The organism is Frankia sp. Hr75.2, assembly GCF_949319125.1.
Classification (GTDB): domain Bacteria; phylum Actinomycetota; class Actinomycetes; order Frankiales; family Frankiaceae; genus Parafrankia; species Parafrankia soli.
This window is the reverse complement of the sequence record NZ_CASGGV010000046.1, coordinates 1-11,628: the sequence shown is the minus strand read 5'-3', so window position 1 is coordinate 11,628 and position 11,628 is coordinate 1. Positions and strand designations below refer to the sequence as shown.

General features: G+C 77.5%; 3 protein-coding genes. All 3 read left to right on the top strand.

Annotated elements, in window-relative coordinates:
• Nucleotides 1–1,535: polyketide synthase dehydratase domain-containing protein (locus tag AC559T_RS05410; protein ID WP_498867968.1), on the top strand; the 1,535-nt coding region annotated here is incomplete at its 5' end.
• A gap of 41 nt (nt 1,536–1,576) precedes the next feature.
• On the top strand, nt 1,577–11,356 hold the full coding sequence (locus AC559T_RS05405) for a type I polyketide synthase (protein ID WP_498867967.1): 9,780 nt from the start codon (nt 1,577–1,579) through the stop codon (nt 11,354–11,356).
• Nucleotides 11,357–11,412: 56 nt separating this feature from the next.
• Nucleotides 11,413–11,628 (top strand): beta-ketoacyl synthase N-terminal-like domain-containing protein (locus tag AC559T_RS05400; protein ID WP_498867966.1); only part of this gene is annotated, 216 nt, incomplete at its 3' end.

The window sequence follows — 11,628 nt, the reverse complement described above, 5'->3', positions numbered from 1 at the left end:
CCGACGCGCCCGCGGTGCGTGGCGGCGCGCCCGACCCGGGCGTGCGGCCCGCCGACCATCCGATGCTGGGCGGCGTGGTACCGCTGGTCGACACCGGTGGGCTGCTCCTCACCGGTCTGCTCTCACGGGGCTCACAGCCCTGGCTCGCCGACCACGCGGTCGGTGGTGCCGTACTGCTGCCCGGTGCCGTGTTCCTCGAGCTGGCCGTCCAGGCCGCGGACCAGACCGGCTGCGACGAGGTCGCCGAGCTCACCCTTGAGGCGGCCCTGGTCGTTCCCGAGCACGGCGGCGTCCACGTGCAGGTCGCGGTGGGTCCGCCCGACGGCGCGGGCCGGCGCTCGCTGGCCGTCTACGCGCGTCCGGACGGTCGAAGTCGGCCGGGGGACCCGGAAGGGCCGCAGGAGCCGTGGGCCCGGCACGCCCGGGGCGCGCTCGCGGTGCGGGCCCCGGGCGGCGTCGCCGCGGACCCGGCGTTCGACCTGGTCGTGTGGCCGCCGAGCGGAGCGCGTCCCGTCCCGGTCGACGACCTGTACCCGCGCCTCGCCGCGGCGGGCGTGGACTACGGCCCGGCCTTCCACGGGGTGCGTGCGGTGTGGCGCCGCGATGCGGAGCTGTTCGCCGAGGTCGGCCTGCCCGAACCGCTGCGGGGGACGGCCCGGCGGTTCGCCCTGCATCCGGTGCTTGTCGACGCCGCCTTCCAGCCGCTCGTGCTCGATCCGGAGCTGGGGGCGCGGCGGCTGCGCCCGTTCTCCTGGAGCGCCGTCCGCGTGCTCGCGGACGGCGCGTCGACGCTGCGCGTGCGGCTGTCGCCGGCCGGCGCCGACGAGGTGGCCGTGACTCTCGCCGACGGCACGGGCCAACCGGTCGCCGAGGGCACGCTGGCACTCCGGCCGGCCTCCCCGGCACCCGTGGTGGCACCCCCGGGGCCGCCGCCCGCGGCAGCCGCGCCGGTGCCGGTCATTCCGGCCCGGCGGGCCGCCGCGGACGCGGACCAGCCCGACACCTCCTCGTTCGCCCGGCGGCTGGCCGGCCTCGCCGGGCCCGACCGGGAGCAGGCCCTGCTGGAACTGGTCCGTGGGCAGGCGGCCGCGGTGCTCGGCCACGAGGGTGCGACGGCCGTCGCGGATGACCGCGCGTTCCGCGATCTCGGCTTCGACTCGCTCAGCGGGGTCGAGCTCCGCGACCGGCTGACCGCCGTCACCGGGCTGCGCCTGCCGGCCGCGCTGGTCTTCAACCATCCGACGCCGCGGGCCTTGGCCGGCTATCTGCGGGTCGGGCTCGAACCGGGACGGGCGGGCACCGCCGCCGCCCTGGCGGAGCTGGACCGCCTCGAAGCCGCGCTCGGCATGGCCGCAGAGGGCGACCGGTCCGTGCTCACCGAGCGGCTGCAGGCCCTGCTTTGGCGGTGGGCCGACACCCCGGCCGCGCCCGCCGGCGGCACGTACGTCCCTGACGGGGAGGACGGCGACGACTTCGAGTCGATGACCGACGACGAGATGCTGGAGGTGATCGACCGGGAGCTCGGCGCGCTGTGACCCGTCCGCCCTGATCAGCCCGACGCTGGGAGACCTGACCGATGTCCAGTGCCAACGAGGATCGGCTCCGGGAGTACGTCAGGAAGATCATGACGGATCTCCGGCGGACACGGCGGCGGCTGAGCGATCTCGAGGCCGCCGCGCACGAGCCGATCGCGATCGTCGGGATGGGCTGCCGCTACCCGGGCGACGTCCACTCGCCCGAGGACCTGTGGGAGCTCGTCGCCACCGGCCGGGACGCGATCACCGGTCTGCCGGCCGACCGCGGCTGGGACCTGCCGGCCCTCTACGACCCGGACGGCACCCGGCCCGGCACGACCTACACCCGCCACGGTGGCTTCCTCCACGACGCCGCCGACTTCGACGCGGAGTTCTTCGGGATCTCGCCGCGGGAGGCGCTGGCGATGGACCCCCAGCAGCGGCTCCTGCTGGAGGTCGTGTGGGAGACGGTCGAGCGGGCCGGCATCGATCCGTCCGCACTGCGGGGCAGCGGGACGGGAGTCTTCGTCGGCAGCATCTACCAGGACTACGTCTCCCGGCTGCGTGACGTCCCCACCGAGGTCGAGGGCTACCTGAGCACCGGCGGCGCCAGCAGCGTGCTGTCCGGCCGGGTCGCCTACACGCTCGGGTTGGAAGGCCCCGCCGTCACCGTCGACACCGCCTGCTCCTCCTCGCTGGTGGCGCTGCACCTGGCGGCGCGGGCGCTGCGCGGCGGCGAGTGCGCCCTCGCGCTGGCGGCCGGCGTCGCGGTGATGTCCACCCCGCTGGTCTTCACCGAGTACGGCCGCCAGCGCGCGCTGTCCGCGGACGGCCGCTGCCGCGCGTTCGCCGCGGGCGGTGACGGCTTCGGTCTCGCCGAGGGTGTCGGCGTCCTGCTCCTCGAACGCCTCAGCGACGCGCGGCGGCTGGGGCATCCGGTGCTCGCGGTGGTGCGGGGCAGCGCGGTGAACTCCGACGGCGCGTCCAACGGACTGACCGCGCCCAACGGTCCCGCGCAGGAACGGGTGATCCGTCAGGCGCTGGCCGACGCCCGGCTCGCGCCGGATACCGTCGACGCCGTCGAGGCGCACGGCACCGGGACGGCACTGGGCGACCCGATCGAGGCGGACGCGCTGCTGGCGACCTACGGGCGCGGCCGGCCGGCGGACCGGCCGCTGTGGCTCGGGTCGCTGAAGTCGAACATCGGGCACGCGCAGTCGGCCGCGGGGGTCGGCGGCGTGATCAAGATGGTCCTCGCGCTGCGTCACGGGGTGCTGCCCCGGACCCTGCACGTGGCCGAGCCGACGGCCGCCGTCGACTGGGCCGCTGGCGACGTCCGGCTGCTCACCGGGGACGTCGACTGGCCGCGGACGGACCGCCCGCGGCGGGCGGGAGTCTCGTCGTTCGGCGTCTCGGGCACGAACGCGCACGTGATCGTGGAGGAGCCCCCCGCGCCCGAACCGGAGCCTGAGCCGGAACCCGAGACCCAGCCCGAGGCCGAGCCCGAGGCCGGGCCCGGACCGGTCGGCGAAGGCGGCGCCGGCTCGGGGGCCGGGGCCGCGTCCCGTCCCGCACCGGTGCCCACCGAGGCGGTGCCGTGGGTTCTGTCGGCGCGTTCGGGGCCGGGGCTGCGCGCCCAGGCCGGTCGCCTGGCGGCCTTCCTGCGGCCGGGTCCCGGCTCGGTCGCCGACGTGGGCTTCTCGCTGGTGCGGGGGCGGGCGGCGCTCGAACACCGGGCGGTGGTGCTGGGCGCCGACCGGCACGCCGCGCTGGGCGCGCTGGCCGGGGGTGAGCCGGCGGCGGATCTGGTGTGCGCGAGCGCGAGTGATGGCGCGGGCGGCGGTGACGGCCGGGTGGTGTGGGTGTTCCCCGGGCAGGGCGCGCAGTGGCTGGGCATGGGGGTGGAACTGCTCGATTCTTCCGCCGTGTTCGCGCAGCGGGTGGCGGAGTGCGACCGGGCGCTGGCCGGTTTCGTGGACTGGTCGGTGGTGGACGTCCTGCGCGGCGTCTCGGGCGCGGGATGGCTGGAGCGGGCCGAGGTGGTCCAGCCGGTGTCGTGGGCGGTGATGGTGGGCCTGGCGGCGGTGTGGGAGTCGTGGGGAGTACGGGCGGATGTGGTGCTGGGGCACTCGCAGGGGGAGATCGCCGCCGCCTGCGTGGCGGGGGCGCTGTCGGTGCCGGACGCGGCCCGGGTGGTCGCCGTCCGCGGCCGGCTGATCGCCGCCGAGCTGGCCGGGGGCGGGGGCCGGGCGGGCGCTGTTGGAGACGCCGGGGGAATGGTGTCGGTGGCGTTGCCGGCGGCGGAGGTGGAGGGGTTCCTGGAACGGTGGGACGGGCGGGTGGAGGTGGCGGCCGTCAACGGCCCGGCGTCGACGGTGGTGGCCGGCGAGACCGCGGCGCTGGAGGAGGTCGTCGCGTTCTGCGCGGCTCGCGGCGCGCGGGCCCGGCGGGTCGCGGTGGACTACGCCTCGCACACCTCCCGGGTGGAGCCGCTGCGGGCGAGCCTGCTGCGGGAGCTGGCGGGCCTGCGGTCCGCGGCTCCGCGCATCCCCTTCCTCTCGACGGTGACGGGCCGACGGATGACGGAGCCCGGTGAGCTGGACGCGCCGTACTGGTTCGACAACCTGCGGTCGCCGGTGCTGTTCGCGCCGGCTGTCCGGGAGCTGCTGGACGAGGGCTGCCGGTTCTTCCTGGAGGTCGGCGCGCATCCGGTGCTGACACCGGCGGTGGCGGAGAGCGCGCTGGCCGCCGGAGCGGACGGCGCCGTCGGGGTGGGATCGCTGCGCCGCGACGACGGCGGCCTTCGGCGCCTGTCCGCGAGCGCCGCCGAGCTGTGGGTGCGGGGCGCCGAGGTCGACTGGGGACCGCTGGTCGCCGCCGGCCGGCGGGTGGACCTGCCGACCTACGCCTTCCAGCACCGCCGCTACTGGCTGGGCGCCGGTGCGCCGGCGGAACCGGCCCAGGAGGCTGACCCGACCGCGGGATCGCTGTTCCGGACGGAGTGGATCCCGCTGCCGGTGGCCCCCGAGGTGACACCGGCGCGCGCCGCCCTCCTTGGAACCGGCGGCCCCGGCCGGGCGGCCGCGTTCGTTACCCCGGCGGACTGGGATGCCTCGGTGCTCCGTGACGAGCTGGCCGCTCTGGCCGCGGCGGGTGGTCCGGCCCCCGACCGGGTGGTCGTCGGCCTGCCGCAGGCGGCCGCCGCCGGTCCGACGGGCGCCGACCCGGTCAGCCTCGGCCCGGTGCGCGCCGATTCCGTCGGCCTCGATCCGGTTGGCGTGGTGCACGGCGCCGTGCGGTGGGCGCTGTCGCTGATCCAGGCCTGGCTGGCTGACGACCGTCTTGCCGCCGCCCGGCTGGTGCTGACGACCCGCGGGGCGGTGGAGGGGGAGCCCGGCGGGCAGGTCACCGATCTCGCAGCCGCCGCGGTGTGGGGGCTGGTGCGCTCGGCGGAGTCCGAGCATCCCGGGCGGTTCGTCCTGCTCGACCTGGACGACGACGAGGACTCCGCGGCCGTCGCGCCCGCCGCGGTCACGGCCGCGCTGGCGGCGGGGGAGCCGCAGCTCGCCCTGCGCGCCGGTCGCGCGTTCGTACCGAGACTCGCGCCAGCCGCGCCAGCCGCGCCAGCCGCGCCAGCCGGCCCGGCTGGTGACGGCGTCCGCTGGGACCCGGCGGGAACCGTGCTGATCACCGGTGGGACGGGCACGCTCGGCGGGCTGGTCGCCCGGCACCTGGTCACCCGGCACGGCGTGCGCCACCTGCTGCTGGCCGGGCGGGGCGGGCGCGCCCCGGAGCTGGTCGCGGAGCTCACCGAGCTCGGGGCGAGCGTCACCGTGGCGGCGTGCGACGTGGCCGACCGCCGGGCGCTGGCCGACCTGCTCGCGGCGGTTCCCGCCGGCCGTCCGCTGCGGGCGGTCGTGCACGCCGCGGGAGTGCTCGACGACGGCGTCGTCACAGCCCTGACGGGGGAGCGGGTCGACGCCGTCCTGCGGCCCAAGGCCGACGCGGCGCTGCACCTGGACGAGCTCACCGTGCATCTCGACCTGTCCGCCTTCGTGCTGTTCTCCTCGGCCGCGGCGCCCTTCGGCAGCGCCGGCCAGGGCGCCTACGCGGCGGCGAACGCGCTCCTGGACGCGCTCGCCGCGCGGCGGGCCGCCCGTGGGCTGCCGGCCGCCTCGCTCGCCTGGGGGCTGTGGGCGCGGCGCAGCGCGCTGACGGCCGGGCTCGGTTCCGCCGACCTGCGCCGGATGGCCCGCACGGGGATGCGCCCGCTGGAGACGTCCGAGGCACTCGACCTGTTCGACCGGGCGCTGGCCGGGTGGCCGCCCACCCCGGGCGGCCCCGGCGCCACTCCTGCCGTCCGGGACGCCGCGCTGGTTCCGGTGGGCCTCGACGGCGCCACGCTGCGCGCCCACGCGGCGGCCGGGACGCTCCCGGTGCTCCTGCGGGGTCTCGTCCCCGTCGCGGCGCAGGGCGACCAGACCGGGGCGGCGGGCACGGCCACCGGTCCGGGCGCGGTCGTCGGGCTGGCCGCGTTCACAGCGCCGGGCGCGTTCGCCCCGGCGGGTGCGTCGGACGGCCTGGTCCGCCGCCTGCGCGAGGTGTCCGCGCCCGAGCGGCACGACCTGCTCGTCCAGCTTGTCCGGGCGCACGCCGCGGCGGTGCTCGGACACGCCGCGGCCGAGGCGGTCGGCCCGTCCCGGGCGTTCAAGGACGCCGGCTTCGACTCACTGACCTCGGTGGAGCTGCGCAACCGGCTCGCCGCGGCGACCGGCCTGCGCCTGCCGGCGACGCTGCTGTTCGACCATCCCACCCCGGTGGCCGTCGCCGACCGGCTGCGGGCCGTCCTGCTGGACGACGCGCCGGACGCGCCGCCGGCGGCCGTGTCCCCGCCGCCGTCCCGGCACGCCGACGACGACGGCTCGGACGATCCGGTCGTGATCGTGGGCATGGGGTGCCGGTACCCGGGTGGGGTGTCGTCCCCGGCGGAGCTGTGGCGACTGCTGGCGGACGGCGTCGACGCGGTCTCGGGCTTCCCGGTCGACCGCGGCTGGGACGTCGACGGGCTCTACGACCCGGAGCCCGGCCGTCCGGGCCGGTGCTACGTGCGGGAGGGCGGCTTCCTGCACGACGCGGGTGACTTCGACGCGGAGTTCTTCGGGATCTCCCCGCGTGAGGCGCTGGCCATGGACCCGCAGCAGCGGCTGCTGCTGGAGGTGTCCTGGGAGGCGCTCGAACGGGCCGGCCTCGACCCGTCGTCGCTGCGCGGAACCCCGACCGGGGTGTTCACCGGCCTGAGCTACCACGACTACGCCGCGGGCTCGCGGGCCGGGCAGGACTCGGAGGGCTACCTGCTCACCGGCAGCGCGGGCAGCGTCGCGTCGGGCCGGGTGGCGTACACGCTGGGCCTGGAGGGGCCGGCGGTGACGGTCGACACGGCGTGCTCGTCCTCGCTGGTGGCGCTGCACCTGGCGGTGGGCGCGCTGCGCTCCGGCGAGTGCACGCTGGCGCTCGCCGGCGGCGTCACCGTGATGGCCGGCCCGACGACCTTCGTCGAGTTCTCCCGGCAGCGGGGGCTGGCCCGCGACGGCCGGGTCAAGGCGTTCGCCGCGGCGGCGGACGGCACCGGATGGGGCGAGGGCGTCGGCGTCCTCGTGGTGGAGCGGCTCTCCGCGGCGCGGCGGCGCGGGCACCGGGTGCTGGCGGTGGTGCGGGGCAGCGCGGTCAACCAGGACGGTGCGTCGAACGGCCTGACGGCGCCGAACGGCCCGGCGCAGCAGCGGGTCGTGCGGGCGGCGCTGGCCGACGCGGGGCTCGGCCCGGAACAGGTCGACGTCGTCGAGGCGCACGGCACCGGGACGGTGCTGGGGGACCCGATCGAGGCGCAGGCGCTGCTGGCGACCTATGGACGGGACCGGCCGGCGGGCCGTCCGGTGTGGCTGGGGTCGGTGAAGTCGAACATCGGCCACACCCAGGCGGCGTCCGGAGTGGCCGGGGTGATCAAGATCGTGGAGGCGTTGCGGCACGGGACGGTGCCGCGCACGCTGCACGTCGACGCGCCGTCGCCGCGGGTCGACTGGGCCGCGGGCGCGGTGCGGCTGGCGACCGAGCCGGTCGCGTGGCCGCGGGAGGCGGGGCGGCTCCGCCGGGCGGGGGTGTCCTCGTTCGGGATCAGCGGCACCAACGCCCACGTCATCATCGAGGAGGAGACCGACCACCCGGACGACGCGGCCGCGGACCCGGGGCCGCCGGTGGGCACCGCCCCGGCGGTCATGCCGTGGCTGGTCTCCGCGCACTCCGAGGACGCGCTGCGGGCGCAGGCCGCGCGCCTGACGGCCCACCTCACCGGCGCTCCCGCCGCCGGGCCCGAGCTCGCGGCGGACGTCGGGTTCTCGCTGGCGACCGGCCGGGCCGCGCTGGCCTGCCGGGCCGTCGTCGTCGCGGACGACCTGGCGGGCGCGTCGCGCGGGCTGGCCGCGCTCGCGCGGGGCACGGCCGCCGCCGGGATCGTCCGCACCACGGTCCGGTCGCCGGGCCGGACGGCGATGCTCTTCACCGGTCAGGGCTCGCAGCGCCCCGGCATGGGCCGGGAGCTGTACGAACGCTTCCCGTCGTTTGCGCGCGCCTTCGACCTCGTCCGCTCGCACCTTGATCCGCACCTGGACCAGCCACTCGACGAGGTGCTCGCTGACGGGCCGCTGCTGGACCGCACCGACCACACCCAGCCCGCGCTGTTCGCGCTCGAGGTCGCCCTGCACGACCTGCTGCGCTCCTGGGGCGTCGCCCCGGACTTCGTCGCCGGGCACTCCGTCGGTGAGATCGCCGCCGCCCATGTCGCGGGGGTGCTCTCGCTGGCAGACGCGTGCGCCCTGGTCACGGCACGCGGCCGTCTCATGGCGGAGCTCCCCGCGGGTGGGGCGATGGTCTCCGTACAGGCAACCGAGCGGGACGTCCTGGCATGGCTGGCCGAGGAGGAGGATCAGGCGGACCCGCCGGGCCCCGGCCGGGTGGGGATCGCCGCTGTCAACGGCCCCGACTCCGTCGTGATCAGTGGTGACGAGGACGCGGTGACCGCGCTCGCCGCCCGCGCCGAGGCCCTCGGACGCCGTACCCGCCGGCTCCGGGTGGCGCACGCGTTCCACTCCTCGCGGATGGACCCCATGCTGGCGGCCTTCCGGGAGGTCGCGGCCACGTTGCGGTACCAGGCGCCGGCCGTCCCGGTCGTCTCCACGGTGACCGGGCGGATCGCGTCCGCCGAGCAGCTGTGCGACCCCGACTACTGGGTGCGGCAGGCCCGCCAGCCGGTGCGCTTCGCCGACGCCGTCGCCTGCCTGCACGAGCGGGGGGCGACGACCTTCCTGGAGCTGGGGCCGGCCGGAGTGCTCTCCGGGATGGGACGCCAGTGCCTGGTGGACGGTGCCGCGGTGTTCGTCCCGGCGCTGCGGGCCGGCCGTCCCGAGGAGCACAGCCTGGTGACGGCGCTCGGCGAGGCGCATGCCAACGGCACCGGTGTCGACTGGGCTGCGTTCTTCGCGGGGGCACGGGTGATCGACCTGCCCACCTACGCCTTCCAGCGGCGGCGGTACTGGCTCGCCCCCGCGGCCGGTCCCGCCGGGTCGGGCGGCGCGGGGGTGTCGGCGGAGGACACCGCCTTCTGGGACGCGGTGGCGCGCGCGGATCTCGGCGCGCTGGCCGGCACGCTGGGCGTCGACGAGGACGCGCCGCTGCGCGCCGTGCTGCCGGCGCTGGCGTCCCGGCACCGGCGGCGGCGCGCGGCGGCCGACCTGGACGACCTGGTGTACCGGACGGTCTGGACGCCGCTGACCGTCTCCGCGCCGTCCGCGCTGTCGGGAACCTGGCTGGTGGTGGCCCCGGCCGGGCCAGCCGCCGGCGGCCTGGTCACCGAGTGCGCCGAGGCGCTGGAACGCCGGGGCGCCCGGGTGGTGCGGCTCACGGTGGGCGGCGCGGACATCGACCGGCGGCGGCTGGCCGGCCGCCTCGCCGAGTTCGTCGGGACGTCCACGCCCGGCGCCGCCGGTGCCGGTGCCGACACCGATGGTGCTGGCGTGGTCCGCGGGGTGCTGTCGCTGGTCGCCCTCGACACGGCGCCGCTCCCGGCCCATCCGGGGCTGCCCGCCGGACTGGCTGGCACCGTCGCGCTCCTGCAGGCGCTCGGCGACGCCGGTGTGGCCGCCCCGCTGTGGTGCGCCACCCAAGGGGCGGTCTCGACCTGGGGCACCGACCCGGTCACCGACCCGGAGCAGGCGCAGGTGTGGGGCCTCGGCCGGGTCGCCGCCCTGGAGACGCCGGCGCGGTGGGGCGGGCTGCTGGATCTGCCGCGCTCCCTCGACGAGCGCTCGGCCGAGCGGCTGGTGGCCGTGCTGGCCGGCACCACCGGCGAGGATCAGGTCGCGCTGCGGACCGCCGGGGCCTTCGGTCGGCGGCTGGTGCGCGCCGGCACCGGCGCGGGCGAGCGCCGATGGCACCCGCGGGGCACGGTGCTGATCACCGGCGGGACCGGTGCGCTCGGCGCGGCGGTCGCCCGCTGGTGCGCCGCGCAGGGCGCCGAGCGGCTGGTGCTGACCAGCCGGCGCGGGCCGGCCGCGCCGGGCGCCGCGGAGCTGGCGGAGGAGCTCGCCGTGCACGACTGCCAGGTCACGGTGGCCGCCTGCGACGCGGCGGACCGGGCCGCGCTGGCCGGTGTTCTCGCGGCAATTCCGGCGGAATGCCCGCTCACCGCGGTCGTGCACGCCGCCGGCGCCGGCACCGGCGGCGTGCTGGAGGAGACGACCCCGGCCGGCCTCGCCGCCGTCGTCGCGGGCAAGGCCGCCGGCGCGGCCCACCTGGACGAGCTGCTGGGCGACCGGCCGCTCGACGCCTTCGTGCTGTTCTCCTCGATCGCGGGCACCTGGGGGAACGCCGGGCAGGGCGGCTACGCGGGCGCGAACGCCTACCTGGACGCGCTCGCCGAGCACCGCCGGGCCAGGGGCCGGCCGGCGACCTCGGTGGCGTGGGGAGCCTGGGCCGGCGCCGGGATGGCCGACGAACCCCGGGTCCGCGAGCGGCTGGCCCGGCACGGCCTGCCCGCGCTGGCCCCCGACGAGGCGCTGCGCGCGCTGGCCGAGGTGGTCGGCCGGCAGGAGCCCTGCGTCGCGCTGGTCAGGGTGCTCTGGGATCGGTTCGTCGCGGCGTTCCCCGCCGCCCGCCCGACCCGTCTCGTCGACGAGATTCCCGAGGCGCGCGCGGCGCTCGCCGGCATCCCCGGCGGCGGCGCCGGTCTCGGGGGTGCCGCGGGCGGCGACAGCGCCGCGGCGTCGGAGAACGGCGGACCGCGGGCGGCGGGCGGGGCGTCGCTGCGGGAACGGCTCGGCGCCATGCCCGAGCACAGCCGGCACCGAGTCGTCCTGGAGCTGGTCCGGACGGAGGTCGCCGCGGTGCTCGGGCACGCGTCGGCCGAACAGATCCCGGCGGACCGGGCGTTCACCGATCTCGGTTTCGACTCCCTCGCCTCGGTCGAGACCCGCAACCGGCTCGGCCGTGCCACCGGGGAGCGGCTGCCCGCCACGGTCGTTTTCGACCATCCCACGCCGGACGCGCTCGCCCGGTACCTGCGCGGCCTGCTGCTGCCCGCCGAGGCGGTGGCGGACCCGGTGCTCGCCGGCCTCGGCAGCCTCGAGGCGGCGCTGGCCGCGGCGGAGCCCCCCGACGAGGTGCGGGCCTCGGTCGAGACCCGGCTGCGGGCCATCCTGCGCTCGCTCGCCGGGGCCGGGTCCGCCGGGCTGGACGAGGCGAGTGACGAGGAGATGTTCGATCTGCTCGGCAAGGAGTTCGGTTTTTCCTGAGTTCCCAGCCATCCCAGGACACCGCATTGATGCCCGAGGGCCAGGAGGAAGCTCGCATGTCGAACGAGGACCGGCTGCGCCATTTTCTGAAGCAGGCGACAGCCGAGCTTCGTCAGGCCACCCAGCGGGTGCGCGAGCTGGAGGAGGCCGACCGCGAGCCGATCGCGATCGTGGGAATGGCCTGCCGTTTCCCGGGCGGGGTGTCGTCCCCGGAGCAGCTGTGGGACGTCGTCTCCGGCGGGCACGACGCGGTGTCGGAGTTTCCGGTGGAT